Source organism: Photobacterium ganghwense (assembly GCF_003025595.1).
GTDB classification, from domain to species: Bacteria; Pseudomonadota; Gammaproteobacteria; order Enterobacterales; family Vibrionaceae; genus Photobacterium; species Photobacterium ganghwense.
Genome location: NZ_PYMI01000007.1, coordinates 54,973 through 73,613 on the forward strand (window position 1 = coordinate 54,973; position 18,641 = coordinate 73,613).

At 48.3% G+C, this 18,641-nt stretch carries 16 protein-coding genes and 1 pseudogene; 2 read left to right on the plus strand and 15 right to left on the minus strand.

The window, feature by feature from the left end:
- Positions 1-27 precede the first annotated feature (27 nt).
- The 6 genes and pseudogenes from C9I92_RS20630 to C9I92_RS20655 all read right to left on the minus strand — a co-directional run bounded on the left by C9I92_RS20630 (position 28) and on the right by C9I92_RS20655 (position 7,463).
- Positions 28-531 carry a hypothetical protein gene (locus C9I92_RS20630; protein ID WP_047886769.1) on the minus strand — a complete coding sequence of 168 codons (504 nt, stop codon included), beginning with the start codon at positions 529-531 and terminating at the stop codon, positions 28-30.
- Positions 531-2,726 (minus strand): site-specific integrase, encoded by a 2,196-nt coding sequence (locus C9I92_RS20635; protein ID WP_047886768.1) that lies wholly within the window; start codon positions 2,724-2,726, stop codon positions 531-533. Before C9I92_RS20635 ends, C9I92_RS20630 begins: the two co-directional genes overlap by 1 nt.
- A 14-nt stretch (positions 2,727-2,740) precedes the next feature.
- Positions 2,741-5,086, minus strand: coding sequence for a hypothetical protein (locus C9I92_RS20640; RefSeq protein ID WP_047886767.1), 2,346 nt, complete (start codon positions 5,084-5,086; stop codon positions 2,741-2,743).
- Entirely contained in the window at positions 5,086-6,489 is a 1,404-nt protein-coding gene (locus tag C9I92_RS20645) for a tyrosine-type recombinase/integrase (RefSeq protein WP_047886766.1), read from the minus strand. Before C9I92_RS20645 ends, C9I92_RS20640 begins: the two co-directional genes overlap by 1 nt.
- A gap of 76 nt (positions 6,490-6,565) precedes the next feature.
- Positions 6,566-6,913: pseudogene (gene bcp / locus C9I92_RS20650) on the minus strand (thioredoxin-dependent thiol peroxidase); the annotation flags it as partial.
- Positions 6,914-6,923: 10 nt separating this feature from the next.
- On the minus strand, positions 6,924-7,463 hold the full coding sequence (locus tag C9I92_RS20655) for an ACT domain-containing protein (protein ID WP_047886765.1): 540 nt from the start codon (positions 7,461-7,463) through the stop codon (positions 6,924-6,926).
- A gap of 485 nt (positions 7,464-7,948) precedes the next feature.
- Here C9I92_RS20655 and dapA point away from each other — a divergent pair, with 485 nt between their 5' ends.
- Both dapA and bamC read left to right on the plus strand, forming a co-directional pair.
- Positions 7,949-8,830 (plus strand): 4-hydroxy-tetrahydrodipicolinate synthase, encoded by an 882-nt coding sequence (gene dapA, locus C9I92_RS20660; protein ID WP_047886820.1) that lies wholly within the window; start codon positions 7,949-7,951, stop codon positions 8,828-8,830.
- Positions 8,831-8,860: 30 nt separating this feature from the next.
- Positions 8,861-9,883, plus strand: a complete 1,023-nt coding sequence (gene bamC / locus C9I92_RS20665) for an outer membrane protein assembly factor BamC (RefSeq protein WP_047886764.1) — start codon at positions 8,861-8,863, stop codon at positions 9,881-9,883.
- Positions 9,884-10,278: 395 nt separating this feature from the next.
- Here bamC and lipA read toward each other — a convergent pair whose 3' ends face one another.
- The 9 genes from lipA to rsfS form a co-directional block, all read right to left on the minus strand.
- Entirely contained in the window at positions 10,279-11,247 is a 969-nt protein-coding gene (lipA, locus tag C9I92_RS20670; RefSeq protein ID WP_047886763.1) for a lipoyl synthase, read from the minus strand.
- Positions 11,244-11,903 carry a lipoyl(octanoyl) transferase LipB gene (lipB, locus tag C9I92_RS20675; protein WP_047886762.1) on the minus strand — a complete coding sequence of 220 codons (660 nt, stop codon included), beginning with the start codon at positions 11,901-11,903 and terminating at the stop codon, positions 11,244-11,246. The genes lipA and lipB overlap by 4 nt, the downstream gene beginning before the upstream one ends.
- 121 nt (positions 11,904-12,024) lie before the next feature.
- Positions 12,025-12,300 (minus strand): DUF493 family protein YbeD, encoded by a 276-nt coding sequence (gene ybeD, locus C9I92_RS20680; RefSeq protein ID WP_047886761.1) that lies wholly within the window; start codon positions 12,298-12,300, stop codon positions 12,025-12,027.
- 149 nt (positions 12,301-12,449) lie between these two features.
- Positions 12,450-13,625 carry a serine hydrolase gene (locus C9I92_RS20685; protein ID WP_047886760.1) on the minus strand — a complete coding sequence of 392 codons (1,176 nt, stop codon included), beginning with the start codon at positions 13,623-13,625 and terminating at the stop codon, positions 12,450-12,452.
- 204 nt (positions 13,626-13,829) lie between these two features.
- Positions 13,830-14,636 (minus strand): septal ring lytic transglycosylase RlpA family protein, encoded by an 807-nt coding sequence (locus C9I92_RS20690; protein ID WP_047886759.1) that lies wholly within the window; start codon positions 14,634-14,636, stop codon positions 13,830-13,832.
- Positions 14,637-15,758, minus strand: a complete 1,122-nt coding sequence (mrdB, locus tag C9I92_RS20695; RefSeq protein ID WP_047886758.1) for a peptidoglycan glycosyltransferase MrdB — start codon at positions 15,756-15,758, stop codon at positions 14,637-14,639.
- Positions 15,755-17,710, minus strand: coding sequence for a penicillin-binding protein 2 (mrdA, locus tag C9I92_RS20700; RefSeq protein ID WP_047886757.1), 1,956 nt, complete (start codon positions 17,708-17,710; stop codon positions 15,755-15,757). The genes mrdB and mrdA overlap by 4 nt, the downstream gene beginning before the upstream one ends.
- A gap of 6 nt (positions 17,711-17,716) precedes the next feature.
- Positions 17,717-18,187 (minus strand): 23S rRNA (pseudouridine(1915)-N(3))-methyltransferase RlmH, encoded by a 471-nt coding sequence (gene rlmH / locus C9I92_RS20705; RefSeq protein ID WP_047886756.1) that lies wholly within the window; start codon positions 18,185-18,187, stop codon positions 17,717-17,719.
- Between the two features lie 6 nt (positions 18,188-18,193).
- On the minus strand, positions 18,194-18,511 hold the full coding sequence (gene rsfS, locus C9I92_RS20710) for a ribosome silencing factor (RefSeq protein WP_047886755.1): 318 nt from the start codon (positions 18,509-18,511) through the stop codon (positions 18,194-18,196).
- Positions 18,512-18,641: the final 130 nt, after the last annotated feature.

Below are 18,641 nucleotides of genomic sequence, written 5' to 3' on the forward strand. Positions count from 1 at the left end.
CGACCTTTGAGGTTACAGTGCTAAAAGCTACTTTGGTTTTCTAAATTGGGGAGCAATAATATTATCTGAACGAGCCGATACGATTTTATCCATTGCCTTTTCGCGCTGACTTTCATGTAACATCTCCATAAGTTCTTGAACTACCTTAATATGAGTGGCAGCTTGAACGGCTAACGCTTCCTTATGGCTTTGAGCTTCGTCGTAATATTCTTTTTTCTTTTTATTCGCTTGCGCTCTTTCGCCTTTCAGTGACTTTATTTCTTTTTGAAGAACTTCAATGGGGGAGTCAGTTGTTTCATCTTGAGCAACTTGTACTTCTAATGACTTATTTTTTATCATTAAAACAACGTCATCATGTCTTCTGAGTGCGCCAGCGGAAAGCCCCGCTTCTTTTTCAACATTACTATTGTTGATTTTGAGCTTGCCCTTTCGAGCTTTATTACGCAGCTCTTTTGATGTCAACTTCGTTACATCACCACTCAAAAGTCTTTCCAATGCTTTGATTAGCTTATTTTTGGTTATCTGTGACATTATGATGTGACTCCGTATGGGATAAGTAGATTCTTAACTTCATCAGGGAAAATGACAGGCTCATAGTCGATATTTAAATCTTTCATAATACGCTCTGCTGCTTGAATCTTTATATAAGATTCAGAAGCGGTTTGAGGGGTTAGCTCATCATTTTCAATATCATAAAGTATGTGTATTTCTGCCTCTTTACGCTTTGCTTCGGCAAATACGGCATCAACGATGTAATCATTCTTGCAGTCTACACATTCCATCAGGTTAACGAGCGTTCTTAAACCGCAGGTAGTCGAAGTGCAATATACCCCCGGCGCAACGGCATGAATGTGGCGACTTTGAGTTCGAATTTGCTTTTTCCAATAGCTTAGAGAAAGCATGTCATTATCAACTTTATCCTTGAATAAGTTACGGTCTGTTTTCATCATGCTTTTAGCAAACTCTTTGCCTTTGCCTCCGGCAACTCGCTCCTTGTTTGCCAGTTTTTGATAGATGCTCAAATAAACACGGGCTTTCTGGTCAATTCTTTCTTCATCAATGGCATTAGCAAGGTTTTGCTTCTTTTTCCTGAGCTTTTGAAACTTGCTGGCATTTTTTGCATAGTGCCGAGTCATTGCCATAGACACATGACTAAATTGCTGTTTGAGTTGTGGAAAGTTACAAAGCTCGTAGCCAATTAGGTAGTAAGCAAAAGAGCGGCGAAGTTGATGCCCTGTAAACGCATAATCATCACCCACTTCAAACGATAAATTTGGGTCAGATGTTTTTAGGTCAATAATGTCTTCATTGGTTAGCGCAAGTTCTTCGCCCATAGCATTTTTAAACCAATCTTGAGAGTGTCTTCCTAGTTGATTCTTAGTTATTTCACTACAGCCCTCTATTGTTTTATGGAAAAAAGATTGTGAGTCAGGATGCAGTTTTCTTAGTGGTGCATGTAGCGCTTGAAGCACCTCATACGCTTTCATGCCGATTTCGGTAGTGACAAATTCATCTTGCTTTGATTGAGAGCCTTTAGCTGTCTTTGATAGGTTGGCATGGATAACGTGTATCTTCTGTCTTTTTATTATCTCAGTTGTGCAGCCCTGAGCGGTGTTTAGGTCATACATCTCATCGGCTCTCATTCCTGTTCGAGCCATTAGCCCCCATAGGCAGCCACCATTGAGCTTTTTAAAAAGCGATTGAGCCTCTCTGAGATTGGTGATGGTCCATTGTCCAATCGTTAGCTTACGTTCGGTATGGAAGTTATCAATGTAGTAACTATGTATCTGTGGTTTATGAAGACGTATAAGAGTAAGTGTTTCTTCTTCTTTTGGAGAATGAAGTACTGAAAAGGCTTGTTGAAAAGCAAGCGTGCGCTGTTTAGTTCCTTTGCTCGACTTCCCTAAACACCATTTAATTTTACTGTTATTAAGTATGGCTTCATCACTGACAAGATACTTGGCATAACCCTCATACGCCTTATCAAAATATGTGGCGATGTATTCTGCCAATTGCTCTAGCTCATCACGTAGGGCATAAGCTTCATTAATCAGGGCTTCTGACCTTTGAAGACCAAGATAGTAGAGCCTCTGTGGAATGACGGTATATTGCTCGGCTTCTTTGATTGCTAAACCAAAGTCAGAGGCGTTTAGCTTTTTATTTAGGTTAACCTCAAACGGTAAGCCTCTTGCTTCTTTGTAAAGGCGATTTAATCCGTTGTAAATATCAAACCTTTCAAAGTCGATGTTGGTAAAACCCGTTAGCACCCAAGTTTCGAGTCGATCAAAGTCTAAAGCGGATAAGGTGTTATATGCTTCATTCAAAAGAGGGATAATGACTTTCTTTAGGTCGGTTAATGCTTCGCTAATAGTCCAAAATGAATGGTTATGAGGTGATAGCCATATCATTTTAAGTAAGAGGGTTTTAAGCTGATTTTTTAGGTTGCGCTCAATCACCTTACCATCGAGCGTAAAATCAATGGTAATGGCTTTCTTTGCTCTTGGCTCAAAATAAGGCTGTAATTTTCTCCAGGCTTCATCATCACCAATTTTACCCAATGATTCACCCGAAACAGTAAAGCCAATATCAAGGCTTTCGAGTTCATCCCAATTACCACGCTCAATGGCTGGCTTTAAGACATCCATTAAGTAATTTGCATGAGCGCCAACATTTTCTTGTGCTTTAAGAAGCTTATTTTGATGCTCTAGGTCAGAGAGTTTTATCATTTTAGCCTCCGTCACTATAAGGATAAAAGCGCGTGGTCGAAAGAGACTCTTGGGTGACGACCTTGGGTATTAAATCGCTCCATAGCCCCGCCAAATACATCGTCACTAGCTCCGTCTAGCGTATATTCAAACTGTTCAATTTTCTCATGAATATCACTTTTCACATCAGGGTACATATCAAGGGTTTCTTTAAGAACATCTATGTATGAAATGAGCTTGTAAACAGCTTCAACGTCATCTACCGCCTTGGCTGATTGGCACTTGTAACACATATCAAATTCAGCACAAGGTAAGCTTAGGCCTACTGCATAGTTTGTTTCTCGTTGCGTGTTTTTGCCATCACTAATGGCTTGTTGCCCATCACAAGTTAGACCATTGGGGTTGGTTTTTGCATTACCTGCTGTGCGCTTTTTCTTCCACTCATCGTGTGACAACATCGGAATCCCACGCCTTTTCACCACAATATCTTTTGCTTGCTCTAAGCTCGTTTCGTCATCAAGATTTTCAATGACCTCTATACTCTGAGATAGGATGACTTTATTTAGTAATGGATGCTCGTTAAGGTAACTTCTCTCTAAGGTTTCCTTCGCGTTTTGGAGTAAGCTTTGAGCGCCTTGAATACCGCCTTCTGCATAAGCTTGGTTACTGGTCATTTCTCTCCAGCGACTCGATTGAAGAGAGATATAATAATGGTTTGGCTCAACAGACCAAGTGCGCATTAACGTTGGTGAAATAGGGCTAGTGCCTTCCCAATCTTTAGGTACGTAGCGGCTACTTCTCGTTAAAAGTAGCCGTTCATATATCTTTGGCTGCTTGCCTGCGTTCTCTTTAGCATATTGCTCAATATCTTTGATTAAAGCTAAATCAGAAGCAGGTATTTTAAAGAAACCACCTATGCCATTTCTATAGCTAAAAGAAACGGTGACATTGCCATCACTATCTCTTTCAGAGTACGTGAGTGGAAGTAAAATACCTTTGAGTGGCAAGTCTGTGTAGCAAGACAAAATACAGTAGGCGCTATTGGTTGCCCCTTGCCCTGCCATGGTTTTGTTCGTTGTCTTGACTTCTTTACGAACAACAGTGCGACCCAGATGATTAACGACTTTCTTTAACGTGATTATTTGTTGGTTTCGGTAGGCGTAAAACAGCTCTTTAAACCAAGGTAGGTTGCCAGCCCGGTACGGAGATAACAGGTGTAGTTGGTTAACGAGCGTTTTATTTATCTCATTCAAATTAAAGGTATGATTCACATCGGCGTTGTTATTGAGGGTGAATATTAACTCTGAGCCATCTTCACTATTGCCATATAGCTTGGATAGTCGTTCGAGTAATCGAATAAACTTCACACCACCACGCTTATCAACGTCAAATTGCTCACCTACCAACAGAGCATCGACCTCTTTGTTCGCTCTGGGCTTATGGCTTGAGACTTTCACAACTTGCAGGCTCTTATCTCGATCTTCTGTATGAACCTTAATTGGGTGAGCAATGCTTCGAATGTTGCTGTCGTTTAGTGAGGTGAAAAAGCACATCAAATGATAGGCAGCGCCCATCGTGATGTTAAAAGCTGCTCCAGCATTAACTCTTGTACCATTTTTACTTGAAACGCCCCTGGTCGTATCCAACGATGTTGGAATTTGAACCACTTCCTCATGTTCACCAAGGTTAATAATAAGAGGAAGCGCTTCTGGCAAAGGTGTATCGTTTTCTTTGGCTGCAATAAGCTGTGGTGCGAGAGTGAAGAATAATGCATCTAACCGTGTCACAAGAAGCTTTTCTTCTTCCTCTGAATATCCTTTATAGGGCGTTTTTTCTAATGTAAACCCCCGATGATGCAAAGCCCAATCGGAAACAGGCAAGCCACACCAATCGAGCGCATGACGAAGCGATGTAAGTATAGACGAAGCTGACGACTCTTTCATGCCTAACTCATCACCATGATTGTATTCCCATAGGCGATTTGAAGGACTAAACATCTTGATACGATGCCTTAATTCGCCATCGTTGCCAGCAAACTTTAAATACCCACTTTCCGTAAATGGCGCTACATCTACCGCATCACAAAAAGCAAGATAGGAACGCAAGTTTTCGTAGTTAGTTGTGACTGTTCTAGCTGAGTTACCATTGCTGACATATTGGTTGGCTTTCTCGCAAAAGCGCCTAATAAATACGGTTCGGCTGTCTATTTTCTCATTTTCTTTGTTACACCCTAAATACAATAAGTGAGAAACATCGAACTGCTTTGGCTTACTTAAGCTTACGTTATTGTAAGGAATCGTCAGATTCAAAGGCACAACATTTTGACTATTTCGCACACGTTTAACGGAATTGGCTTGTCTGGTAATTTTACTTTTCGCCATTACGCCCAGCCTCCGTTTATTTTGCGGTTTTTCGCTTTAGCCATATTGATTTGGTCGTCCAGTTTATTCATGAACTTAATGTATTTCTCAGTGGTTGACGTGCTTGCATGCCCCATTAATTTCGCTAGTTCATCCATAAGGAAGTCATAGCCAACGGCACGCTTTTGCGACTCCTGCCAAAGCCAATGAGTTGCAAAGGTAGAGCGCAAATCATGAATCCTGTAATACCAAGAAGAGTCTACTTCACGTATCTGTTTTCGAAGGTTTGAAAAGTGCGTTTCTAGGGTGTTGCTTGAGTAGGGAGTCCCTTTATTTGAAATAAAGAGGTACTCTACGGTATCTAACACCTCACCTGACTGAACAAGCTCATTGCGTTTGTTTAGGTTCGTAAGTCGTGCATTACTTTCTTTGTATATCTCTAGCTCTTCGTAAAGCTCAATGGGAACTTCTACGGTACGTTCCTTACTACCTTTTGTGCGAGTGATTTTGATTGGTACTGCATCTAAATCACGGTAGTCAGCCTTTCCTATATCGTGAGCGGGGAAGTGAATAGCTTCGTCAATTCTTAGTCCAGCCTCGACACATAGCTGAAAGATTAATCCTGTCGCCTTTGGGAGTGAATTGGCATGTTCATTAAATAAAACCTTGTGCTCAGGGTGCATGGGCTTTAGTTTTTTATGGGCGGGAGTGTTTTCTTTTTTTGGAAACATCTTCATGAGATTGGATGTTTCATAATTACGTTTGGAACCTGACTTTGTGTGAGCCAACATATCGTGCTGATTTAACTCTTGATGCACCGTTCCTGTTGTGTAGTGGGTAACAACATTCTGAACGTCATTTTTGATGTAGCCGTACTTTTGCATCCACTTATAGAATCCAATAACGGCACTCATATAACTTCTAGCGGTAGATAAACTAAAAGCTTCATCGCCATTAGCACCTTCAATATTATTGCAGTTCGCAAGTAGAAACTCCGCAAATTGCCAAGGCGCACCTTCTTCCTCATACCTCGATAGGGTTTTATAAGTTAGATATTCAGGTGGTATTTCATTACCATCTTCATCAATTTGAGAGTAATGAGTGGAATCTAAATAACGAGTAAAAGCTAACAAGCCTTTTGCAATCGACCCTGTGTCTTTGACTTTCCCTTCACCACGCAATTTAGACACTAGGTATAGGGACTGTGGGTAAACAACCGTCCCATCAGGTGCAATGATGATATCGGTTTTCTTCAAGCGGGATTCCAGATTGGAAGGGAAAAGGTAGGGTGAGTGCGTCACTTCTCCAGATTCAGTATCGATACTCACTGAAATTTGTAGCTTTGCTAATGTATCTACCTCGATGGAAAGCAGTTGGTAGTCATCATAAATATCAGAATATTTGTCTTCATGCGTTTCTATCACAAAACAACCCTCAATATGTTACCCACATATTAAAGATAGATTTGTCATAAAAAATAATCAAGGTTTATTGTCATGAAAATTTTCTAAGGGTGAATTTCTTTTCACCCCAGACACCAAACTGCTCAGCCACGGCATGGTCTTCGTCAGACAGCAGCGTGAAGTTCAGGTTGTCGCGCTCAATAAATTTAGGCAGGCGTTTAACCGGATCGATACTCACCCCCAATACTTCCACATTCAGCGCATCCAGCTCGGCTTTACTGTCACGCAGGCCGCACGCCTGAACAGTACAGCCCGGCGTCATGGCTTTCGGGTAGAAGTAAACCAGCACTTTTTTGCCTTTAAAGTCAGCAAGGCTGACTGGCTCATCGTTCTGGTTTTGAAGGGTGAAGGCTGGCGCTGGCGTACCGGCGGTCAAAGTCTTCATAGTGTTTTCCTTATTGATTATGGCCGATGAATGTCACGCTGCCGGTAACAACCAGGTCGTGGCAGAGTGCTTCAAATTCTTCTTGCAGAGTCATCAGGTTACAGCCGTCGGGCAAATTGGTGCCGATCTGGAGCTGGAACCGGTTAGGCACCCCAGGCTCTGTACTGTCGTGGGTATGCGCGCTGAGCGAAGCGATATCAATCTGCCGGGAGGCAAAGAACCGGGTAAATTGCTCAATCAGTCCCGGACTGTCGTCAGCTTCGATATGAAAATCAGCTGTATAGGGGAAATAACGGTATTCATGTTTGCTGGTACGTTTCATCACCGTCAGCAGGTCATGTTCATGCGCTTTCAGCGGCAGCGTGGACTCAACCCGGGAGATGGCATTGGCATTGCCGGACAACAGCATCAGTAGGCTGAATTCGCGCCCGAAAATAGCCAGGCGACTGTCAACAATGTTACAGCCACACTGGGTGATGAGTCGTGTTATTTCATCTGAAATACCGGGGCGGTCCGTCCCAATTGCGGTCACAACGAGATAATGTTCCATATTTATTACATCACTTTATGAATACCTCTAGCATGGTAGCACACACACTGACTCAGCCAAGTGGCAGCTGCTGCAAAATCAGTCTTTCGACAGGCAGTTAGCCTTCCTGCATTTACATAACTCTGTCTTGAGTTTACTGTTACTGAAAAGTAGTATGGATTTTCCGGGCTGCCTTATTATTCGGTTCATCGGCATAAATTCCAGGCCGGGAGCCGTCTTTATCTTCATCGACCAATTGTGACTTGCTTTCTTTTCTGCTGGCGGCACCCAGCGGAGCTCTTCGGATCTGCGCTCTGCTCTGATGAAAGAATTTGTTGCAATTTCTTGTTCAGGTATAACCTGAAAAATGTTCAGTTATACGCATTATCAATGCGTGACATCCCACTGAGTGCTTTTCAGGAATTACACGACAATGTTGATGATTACCAGACTCTGGGCCCCGAAGATAAGGATACCGGGTCAACAATAATTATGGGGAGATGGACATGTTTTCAGGAAGCATGGTAGCACTTATTACACCATTGGATGACAATGGTGAAGTCGATTACGCCAGTCTGGCGTCTTTGGTTGAATATCATATTGCTGCCGGTACCGATGCCATTGTGGCTGTCGGCACAACGGGCGAGTCTGCGACACTGACGGTGGACGAGCATGTGAAAGTGGTACTCAAAACCGTTGAATACGTGAACGGGCGTGTGCCTGTGATCGCCGGTACGGGCGCGAATGCCACCCACGAAGCCATCACCTTTAGCAAACTGTTTAGTGGCACTGGGGTGGCGGGTTGTCTGACGGTAACGCCATATTACAACAAGCCAACGCAGGAAGGGTTGTACCAGCACTTTAAAGCCATTGCGGAAGCGACCGAACTGCCGCAGATTCTGTATAACGTACCGGGACGTACCGGTGTGGACATGCTGCCGGAGACCGTGGCGCGCCTGGCGAAGATTGATAATATTGTCGGCATCAAAGATGCGACCGGCGATCTGAGCCGAGTGAAGAAAACTCGGGAACTTTGTGGTGACTCTTTCATCCAACTGAGTGGTGATGATGCCACCGGGTTGGATTTTGTGCTTGAAGGTGGCCATGGCGTGATTTCGGTTACAGCGAACGTTGCCGCTGCCGATATGGCACAGATGTTTAAGCTGGCATTGTCCGGTCAGGCTGATGCCGCGCATGAAATCAATCAGCGTTTAATGCCTTTACATAAGCATTTGTTTGTTGAATCCAACCCAATCCCGGTAAAATGGGCAGCTCATAAGCTTGGTTTGATTCAGCATGGTACGCTTCGTCTGCCGCTGACCGAGCTGAGTGAATCTGCCCAACCAGTAGTTACGGAAGCCCTCAAGGATGCGAACGTACTGCTGTAAATAGCGAGAGCGTAGGAGCGCAGAAGCGGAATGAATTACAAATACAAGCTGGTGGCGGCTGCAATTGCAGTGGTAACACTGGCGGGCTGTTCTGACGGGGCGGATCGCCGCCGTCAGGCCAATCAGGATTTCAATTACCTTGAAACCGCCCCGTTGGGGACATGGACGCAACCGGCAGGGGCGATTCCTGCTCAGGTTAGTGATTACAATATCCCGGCTCGGAGTTTCCAGGGCGGGCTGGGGCCTTCGGTCGATATTCGTCCGCCGCAGCAAGTGCTGGCGCTGATCCCGGGTGCCCGGGCGGTGAAAGGCGAAGATGGCGTGAGCCTGTTGCTGGCCAAAGAAGAAGAGTTGAACAAGGTCTGGGCGTTAACTCAGAAGTTGATTGTTGAACGAAATATCACTTTGCGCAGCAATACCGCGAACGCGATGGAAACCGACTGGGTGACCTGGAATAATGACGATGAAGATCGTCAGATTGGCAGCCGTTACCGTATTGAGCGTTCCGCAGAGCCGGGTCGTTATACCTACCAGATTTCTCTGATTGACTGGCGGGAAGACGGGGTTGAAATGCCGGTCTCGGTTGACAACAAAGAGCGCTACAGCACCATCATGACCAACGTGGTGACCGCGCGTTATGATCAGCTAGAGCGTGATAAAGCCCGTGAACGTGCCCAGCAGCTGGTGAAGCAAATCCCTATTTCTATGGGACAGGATCGCAGTGGCCTGCCGGTGATCATCGCCCGTGCCCCTTACAATGTGTTCTGGGAACGTCTGCCGTTGGTGCTGAACGAGATTGGCTTTACAGTTGAAAGCCGTAACCGCTCGCAGGGTCTGGTTGAGGTGAAATACCGTTCTCCGGATGATGAGTTCTGGACTGAGCTGGGCACCAAGCCAATCATGCTGGACAGCCGTTCGTACAATGTTCAGCTGGGCGATCTGGGTAACCGGACGTCAATCAACATTACCAATGATAAAGGTAAGCCGGTGAATGAAGAGGCGTTGAACAGTCTGGCGCCGGTGCTGGCAGCTGCGATTGAGCGCGCGCAATAATAGGCGTACCTGTACCTGTACCTGAGTAGTGCAATTCGCAATCCTGCGTAGTGCAATCGTAATAACGCTGAATCAGCGACGAGTGCGATATGCATCCCTAAACGAAACGCTGCGGTTTTCCGCGGCGTTTTTTTTTTGCTGATGGCTTTGTCTGGTGAAATCTTGTTTGTGAATGATTGTTTGTGAATGATTGTTTGTGAATTTTTGCCTGGTGATTTCCGGCACCCGAAGAGTGCCGGTGTCAGACTCAAATCGGATGAGCTGTGTCACGAGGCAGCAACGTTGTGGCAAAGTGCAAAGTGCTTAGGGCTGAGCAAGCTAGGCAGTTGATGAAAATCAAGCATAAAAAAACGGTGAGCCAGGCTCACCGTTTTTATGAAAAAGAAGCGGCGTTTTTATTTCACTTCTTCGCCACGCGCCTGTAGGTCGGCGTGGTATGAAGAGCGAACAAACGGACCACAGGCTGCATGGGTGAATCCCAGTTCCAGCGCGATTTCTTTTAGCTCATCGAACTCTTCAGGCGGCACGTAGCGCTCTACCGGCAGGTGGTGACGGCTTGGTGCAAGGTACTGGCCCAGCGTCAGCATGGTCACACCGTGCGCACGCAGATCCTTCAGCACTTCAATGATTTCTTCTTTGGTTTCGCCAAGGCCCATCATCAGACCGGACTTAGTTGGTACCTCAGGGTGCATCTCTTTGAATTTCTTCAGCAGATCCAGTGACCACTGGTAATTCGCACCCGGACGCGCTTTACGGTACAGACGAGGTGCAGTTTCCAGGTTGTGGTTGAACACATCCGGCGGGTTATCACGCAGGATGTCTAGCGCACGATCCATACGGCCACGGAAATCAGGGACCAGAGTCTCAATGCGGATTTCCGGGCTTTTCACGCGAATTTCACGGATACAATCGGCAAAGTGCTGAGCACCACCGTCACGCAGGTCATCACGGTCAACTGAAGTGACAACCACATAGCGCAGCTTCATGTCAGCAATCGTTTGTGCCAGGTGGACCGGCTCTTCTGCGTTAGGCGGAAGCGGACGACCATGAGCAACGTCACAGAACGGACAACGACGGGTACAGATTGCCCCCAGGATCATAAAGGTGGCAGTGCCGTGGTTAAAACATTCTGCCAGGTTTGGACAAGATGCTTCCTCACACACAGAGTGCAGGTTGTTCTTGCGCATTGCCGACTTAATGTCCTGGATACGCTGACTGTCAGCCGGAAGTTTGATTTTCATCCATTCCGGTTTACGCAGCACTTGCTTTGGTGCTTCTTCAGCCACAGTACGAACTGGGATCAGCGCCATTTTGTCGGCATCACGGTATTTGACACCTTGTTCAATTTTGATTGGTTTACTCATGAATTGCTTTCCATTTTCCACTCAACGCTCTGATAATCGAGCAGGTTGTTCAGCTCTTCTACCAGTACAGGCTGAACTTCCGCTAGTTCAGAAGGCCCATTCAATGACACAGTTTGAGTCATTTCCATTCCTGCATAACCGCATGGGTTAATACGCAGAAACGGAGCCAGATCCATATTGATATTGAGTGCCAGACCGTGAAAAGAGCAGCCGCGTCTGATCCGCAGGCCAAGTGAGCATATCTTCTGGTGGTTGACATACACACCCGGTGCATCGGGACGGGCGTTAGATTCAATCCCGTAACGGGACAGGGTGTTGATGACAGTGTTTTCGATGTGGGTGACCAGCTCACGCACGCCCAGTTTGCGACGACGTAAATCGATCAGGATATAGGCGACCAGCTGGCCCGGACCATGATAGGTAACCTGACCACCGCGATCACTTTGCACAACCGGAATGTCACCGGTGTTGAGCAGGTGTTCGGTTTTGCCCGCCTGACCCTGTGTGAACACGGGATTGTGTTCAACCAGCCAGACTTCGTCGGTCGTGTCCGGAGTGCGTTCGTCAGTAAACTGATGCATCTCCTTCCAGATCGGTTCATAGTCCTGGCGGCCAAGGTTCCGAATAATTATCTTATTGTCCAATGTCACACCCATATATTGTCGTTTGGTAACGCCTGATACACGGACACCCCGGTAGGGGGTACGAGATTGAGGGTATTATAAAACTTGGCGACTGACTTTACAGCCGCCAATTTTGTAGGGGTATGCTGAACGCTTACAGAACGACGCGTACAATCTCAATTTCACTCAGTTCTTTGTACAGAGTTTCTACCTGTTCAATCGAGGTCGCTGTAATAGATACCGAAACGGCGCTGTAGGTGCCTTTACCACTTGGCTTCACGACAGGGCTGTAGTCACCTGGGGCGTGGCGCTGGATCACTTCAACAACCAGATCAGGCAGCTCAGGTTTGCTATAACCCATAACCTTGTACGTGAACTTACAAGGGAACTCCAAGAGATCTTTCAGTTTTGGCTGTTCTTGCTGCTGCATGCGGTACTCCGAGGTATTGCATTTATTGCGATTTAAGCCGTGCATATTAAAGGCTCAGACTAATTTTAACAAGTTCTGTGGGAATGCGAAAAGAGTCACAAAAAAGGGGCTGCAGAATCTGCAGCCCCTTTCTGTTGTATATCTGACTGTTACCCTAACCAGCTTTTAAACAGCAGCATGATGTAATCAATCAGACGGCTGAACATTCCGCCTTCGTTAACATCATTCAGTGCCAGCAGCGGGTACTCAGCAATGTCTTCTTCGCCAATACGGTAGTACAACTTACCCACGACGTCACCTTTTTGGATCGGCGCACGCAGCTCTTTTTCCAGCACAAAGCTGGCTGCCAGATCTTTGGTCTGACCGCGTGGCAGAGTCACAAAGGTATCTTCGCTGACGCCCAGTGAGACTTCATCGGTGTCGCCCATCCAGACTTTTTCGGTCACGAAGGTTTCGTTGGCTTTGTGTGGTGATACTGTTTCATAGAAACGGAAACCGTAGTTCAGCAGCTTCTTGCTTTCCGCTTTACGGGCGTTAGGGCTCTGAGTCCCCATCATTACCGCGATCAGGCGCATCTTGCCTTCCGTCGCTGTACTGACCAGGCTGTAACCGGCATTGTTGGTGTGACCGGTTTTCAGGCCGTCAACATTCAGGCTCTTATCCCACAGCAGGCTGTTACGGTTGTACTGAGTAATGCCGTTGTAAGTGAACGACTTCTCTTTATACAGCGCAAACTCTTCTGGGACATCGCGGATCAGGCCCTGAGCCAGCAGTGCCATGTCATACGGGGTGGTGTACAGGTTCGGGTTATCCAGACCGTGTACGTTGGCAAAGTGGGTGGAGTTCATGCCCAGGGTTTTTGCCCAGGCGTTCATCAGATCGACGAATGAATCTTCTGAACCGGCTACGTGTTCAGCCATGGCCACACACGCATCGTTACCGGACTGGATAACAATCCCGCGGTTCAGGTCAGAAACTTTAACCTCGCTGCCCACCTCAATGAACATTTTTGAGGAACCCGGGAAGTTTTTGGCCCAGGCGTTTTTGCTGATCACGACAGTATCATCCATAGATATGTTGCCGCGTTTGATTTCCTGGCCGATGACGTAGCTGGTCATCATTTTGGTCAGGCTGGCAGGCGGGATTTGTTCGTATTCGTTGTGACCAGCCAGAATTTTACCGGAATGGTAGTCTACAAGGACGTAACCCTTGGCAGCAATCTGTGGTGCTTCAGGGACAACCGCTGGTGCAGCAACCGCAGTTGCTGAAGCCAGCAGGGTGGCCGAGATTGCTACAGAGCGGAAAAGTGCAGCAGATTTCTTCATGATGGTTGTAACTTAATTTGTCGATTGCAAAAAATTGTACACACTATAGCAGATTGACAATAGCAGACCAGTGTTGGCGGTTGATATGACCGGTCATCCTGGTGACGATTGACGAATTTTGACAATACTGTGCGGAAATTTACCCGAGAGAAAGCACAAAAGTGCGGTCTCGGGCATCAAAAAGTCTGTTACTCAGAGTACAAATTACGATTTAGGTTCCAATTCCCTTTTCGAGGAAATGATGAAAGCCTGTGGGTAGCGGCTGGCTCGTGCCTTATCCCGCTGCGTCATGGCTTCTTCGCGATCCAGGTATGGCCCCAGGCGCAGGCGGTAAATATTACCGGTGTCGGCCTTTTGGGTATCGACCTGAGTGTTGAACTCTTTGGCCAGAGTCGTGGCAACTTGTTTGGCCTTGTCGCTGTCTGTGACGGCAGCCAACTGCACGAAGTACTGGTTCGGATTGGCGCTCTGCCATTCGTCAGGATTGGCCGGTTTGTCAATATTGATCAGCTCAATCTTTACCGGGGCAGTACCGTACTTGATCACATCCAGCCGGGCTGCAGCAGCCATACTCAGGTCAATAATGCGCCCGTCATGAAACGGACCGCGGTCATTAACCCGGACAACCACGGAGCGGCCGTTGTTCTGGTTGGTGACTTTCACATAGCTCGGTAACGGCAGAGTTTTGTGGGCTGCTGTCATCGAGTACATGTCATAAATCTCACCGTTCGACGTGCGGTGGCCGTGGAATTTTTTGCCGTACCAGGAGGCATAGCCTTCTTCGGTGAACGGCTGCTGACCGCGAATGATTTTGTAGTCATTGCCGCGCAGCGTGTAGTCCTTGTTGCCAGCCAGACTCTGCGGTTCGTAGCGCGGCTGGGCATCTTCAATGTGATCCAGCGTTGGCGATGATTCCGGCGCCTTATCATCGGCGATATCATAGCGCTCGTTGTTGGACGTGGAGCTACAGCCAGCAAGGATAAGAAGTAACAATAATGGAGATATGCGCATTTAGGTCGCCTTGGACAACATTTTTCTATGGGTGTGGATAGACATCAAAATACCGAAACCGGCCATCAGGGTTACCATGGAGGTTCCGCCATAGCTGACCAGCGGGAGAGGAACCCCCACCACCGGCAGCAGGCCGCTCACCATACCGATATTCACGAAAATATAAACAAAAAAGCTGAGCACGATACTGCCGGCCATCATCCGGCCAAAAGCGGTCTGGGCTCGGCTGGCCAGCATCAACCCGCGGCCGATGATGAATAGGTAAATTGTTAGCAGGCAGCAGACCCCAATCAGTCCCCATTCTTCGGCGATGACCGCAAAAATAAAGTCAGTATGGCGTTCAGGCAGAAATTCCAGCTGGGACTGGGTGCCCTGCATCCAGCCTTTGCCGTTGAGCCCGCCGGAGCCAATGGCAATTTTTGACTGGATGATGTGATAGCCCGCGCCTAGCGGGTCTGACTCTGGATTGAACAGGGTCAGCACCCGGGTACGCTGGTAATCCCGCATCAGGAACAGCCAGAGGACCGGTATGAACGCAGCCAGCATCAGCGCGGCAGCAATAATAATGCGCCAACTGATCCCGGACAGAAACAGGACAAAGATCCCGGAGGCGGCAATCAGGATAGAGGTGCCCAGATCCGGCTGCTTGGCGATTAGAATTGTCGGGACAAAAATCAGCACCAGAGCAATCGTGATGTTCTTCAGGCTGGGCGGTAGCGGGCGGTTACCCACAAAGCGCGCGACCATCAGCGGCACGGCCAGCTTGATCAGCTCAGAGGGTTGAAACCGGACTATACCCAGGTTCAGCCAGCGCTGCGCCCCTTTTGAGACTTCCCCGAACAGCAACACCCCGAGCAGCAGTAACAGCCCGACCCCGAACAGATAGGGAGCCCAGGTTTCGTAATGCCGCGGCGCAATCTGAGCCAGAATAAACATGACACCCAGTGAGAGCAGCATGCGAACCGCCTGACGTTCCATCATTTCCAGATTCTGGCCGCTGGCGCTGTACATCACAATCAGGCCAAAGCCCATCAGAGTGAAAATGCCCAGTAACAGCGGAAAATCCAGATGTAAGCGGTCACTCAGCGTACGTTGATTCCCTGTCGCTGACATCATACTCATGGTGATACCTCTGCGAGTTTTTTATCGACGATCACCTGCAGCGGATCCGGTTCGGTGGGTTCCAGCAGCATGTGGTCAAAGATTTTACGGGCAACCGGGCCCCCGTTCGAGGAGCCGCCGCCGGCATTTTCCAGCACCATCGAAACAACGACTTCCGGATGGTCAAATGGTGCAAAGGCCGTGAACAGAGCATGGTCGCGTAAATGTTCTTCCAGCTCCTCGGCGTTGTACTTCTGGTCTTCCGCCAGGCCAAAGACCTGAGCCGAGCCGGATTTTCCTCCGGCCTTGTATTCCGCCCCGTAGAAAGCCCTGCGAGCAGTCCCTCGGTTACCAAACAGTACGCGGAACATGCCGTCTTTGGCGACTTCCCAGGTGCTGTCGCTGACGTTATCGATCGGCGGGAAGTCATCAAAGTTGGCCGGCTTGCCGCCTTCATCATCAATGACATCCTTGAGCAGGTGAGGTGCCTGCACCCGGCCGCGGTTGACCAGTACGGTCGTCGCCTTGGCGATTTGCAGCGGCGTCGCTGTCCAGTAGCCCTGACCGATCCCGACCGGAATGGTGTCACCCTGATACCATGGCTGGCGGAAACGCGCCTGTTTCCATTCGCGGGTCGGCATGTTGGCCTTGCTCTCTTCGTAGATATCAATGCCGGTGTATTCGCCGTAGCCAAAGCGGCTCATCCAGTCCGACAGGCGGTCGATGCCCATGTCGTACGCCACCTGATAGAAGAAGGTATCAACCGATTCTTCAATGGCTTTGTGGATATTCACTCGGCCATGGCCCCAGCGCAGCCAGTCGCGAAACGGTCGGCTGTTGGTGTTAGGGATACGCCAGTAGCCCGGGTCATTTCTCGTGGTGTTGGTGGTGATCACGCCTTCCGTCAGTGCGGCGACAGCGATCATCGGTTTCACCGTGGAAGCCGGCGGATAAATGCCCAGCGTGACGCGGTTTACCAGCGGACGGTCTTTGTCATTGAGCAGATCGCGGTACTGTTTGCCGGAAATGCCGTGGACAAACAGGTTCGGGTCGTAACTCGGGCTGGATACCATAGCCAGGACTGACGAGTCACGCGGGTCGAGTACCACAACTGAGCCGCGCTTCGGTTTGACGATCTCTTCGCCGGTTTCCGGGTCAGTCGTGCGCACGGTCAGCAGCTCCTGCACATACAGTTGGAGGCTGATATCTATATTCAGCTTGATGTCTTTGCCAGGAATCGGCGGGACATATTTCAGAGTGCGGATGATCCTGCCGCGGCTGTTGACCTCGACTTCCTGATAGCCGGAGGTGCCGTGCAGCAGATCTTCGTAATATTTTTCAACGCCCAGCTTACCGATGTCGCGGGTCGCTTTGTAGTTATTCAGCTTGTTTTCGCGATCCAGCTTGTCGAGATCCCGATCGTTGATTTTTGCGACATAACCCAGCACATGGGTCAGGGCCTCGCCGTACGGATAGAAGCGCTTGAGGTAAGCTTTCACTTCCACGCCGGGGAAGCGGTGCTGGTTAACCGAAAATAACGCGACTTGCTCTTCGGTCAACTGGTTCATGATAGGCACGGACTTAAACCGGCGGGTACGGCGTCGTTCACGCTCAAACCGCTCGATTTGTTCGTCGGTGACGGCCATCATTTCTTTCAGGCGTGCAAAAGTGTCCTGCAGATCAGGCACTTTTTCTGAGGTGATTTCCAGGGAGTAGACCGGCCGGTTCTCTGCCAGCAGCACACCGTTACGGTCGTAGATCAGCCCCCGGTTCGGGGCGACGGGAACCACTTTAATCCGGTTATCGTTCGATCGTGTCTGGTAGTCTTCATGCTCGCGGATCTGTATGTGGTACAGATTCACCAGCAGAACACTGACCAGCACGATGATACCGATAAATGAGACAAGAGCCCGGCGAAAAAACAGTGCCGACTCAGCCCGGTGATCGCGGATCTGTGTACGCTTTTGCCTCATTCTCACTTATTCCCTGTGATATGGATGGTTAGCGGTGATGCTCCAGGCCCGGTACAGGCTTTCTGCCATTACGATACGGACCAGTGGGTGCGGCAGTGTCAGCGGCGACAACGACCAACTCTGGTCGGCAGCTGCCTTACAGGCTGGTGCCAGACCTTCAGGTCCGCCAATCAGAATAGACACATCACGGCCATCCAGCTTCCAGCTTTCCAGCTGTTCTGCCAGTTGTTCGGTGTCCCAGCGTTTGCCCGGAATATCCAGGGTGACAATCCGGTTGCCTTTCGGAACAGCGGCTAACATCGCTTCGCCTTCTTTTTGCAGAATACGGGCGATATCGGCATTTTTCCCCCGCTTGCCAGCAGAAATCTCGACCAGTTCAAGCGGCATATCTTTAGGGAAGCGACGGCTATACTCTTTGTAGCCTTCCTCAACCCATTTCGGCATTTTGGTGCCAACAGCAATCAGTTGAAGCTTCATTCTTGGTTAGCCCCAAAGCTTCTCCAGTTGGTACAGATTACGAGCATCTTCCTGCATGATATGCAGGATCACGCTGCCCATGTCCACGATGACCCATTCGCCGTCTTCTTCACCACTGATGCCTAATGGCGGGTAGTTGATCTGCTTGGATTCTTTGCTGACATGATCGGCAATAGAAGCTACGTGGCGGTTCGAGGTACCGGTGCACAGCACCATGAAGTCGGTAATGCTTGATTTACCGCGAACATCCAGAGTCACGATATCTTGGGCTTTGATATCATCAACTTTATCAACAATAAAATCGTGTAGTTCTTGAACCTGCAAAAGGATCTCCCTCTTTCACTGTATCTGTGTTTACTGTAGACCCGGAATCGGCCGGGTCACAATGTAGCGGCGCAGTATATCACGCACAAGAGCCGGCAACATATTCTGGCTGTAACTTTACATAACCCGT

Excerpts from the sequence above, each read along its gene's own strand:
- mrdB (WP_047886758.1), bottom strand. The coding sequence starts at position 15,758 with ATGAGTATGATGTCAGCGACAGGGAATCAACGTACGCTGAGTGACCGC.
- C9I92_RS20635 (WP_047886768.1), bottom strand. The coding sequence starts at position 2,726 with ATGATAAAACTCTCTGACCTAGAGCATCAAAATAAGCTTCTTAAAGCA.
- C9I92_RS20640 (WP_047886767.1), bottom strand. The coding sequence starts at position 5,086 with ATGGCGAAAAGTAAAATTACCAGACAAGCCAATTCCGTTAAACGTGTG.
- bamC (WP_047886764.1), top strand. The coding sequence starts at position 8,861 with ATGAATTACAAATACAAGCTGGTGGCGGCTGCAATTGCAGTGGTAACA.
- C9I92_RS20655 (WP_047886765.1), bottom strand. The coding sequence starts at position 7,463 with ATGGAACATTATCTCGTTGTGACCGCAATTGGGACGGACCGCCCCGGT.
- C9I92_RS20685 (WP_047886760.1), bottom strand. The coding sequence starts at position 13,625 with ATGAAGAAATCTGCTGCACTTTTCCGCTCTGTAGCAATCTCGGCCACC.
- dapA (WP_047886820.1), top strand. The coding sequence starts at position 7,949 with ATGTTTTCAGGAAGCATGGTAGCACTTATTACACCATTGGATGACAAT.
- rlmH (WP_047886756.1), bottom strand. The coding sequence starts at position 18,187 with ATGAAGCTTCAACTGATTGCTGTTGGCACCAAAATGCCGAAATGGGTT.
- lipB (WP_047886762.1), bottom strand. The coding sequence starts at position 11,903 with ATGGGTGTGACATTGGACAATAAGATAATTATTCGGAACCTTGGCCGC.
- C9I92_RS20690 (WP_047886759.1), bottom strand. The coding sequence starts at position 14,636 with ATGCGCATATCTCCATTATTGTTACTTCTTATCCTTGCTGGCTGTAGC.
- ybeD (WP_047886761.1), bottom strand. The coding sequence starts at position 12,300 with ATGCAGCAGCAAGAACAGCCAAAACTGAAAGATCTCTTGGAGTTCCCT.
- mrdA (WP_047886757.1), bottom strand. The coding sequence starts at position 17,710 with ATGAGGCAAAAGCGTACACAGATCCGCGATCACCGGGCTGAGTCGGCA.
- C9I92_RS20630 (WP_047886769.1), bottom strand. The coding sequence starts at position 531 with ATGTCACAGATAACCAAAAATAAGCTAATCAAAGCATTGGAAAGACTT.
- lipA (WP_047886763.1), bottom strand. The coding sequence starts at position 11,247 with ATGAGTAAACCAATCAAAATTGAACAAGGTGTCAAATACCGTGATGCC.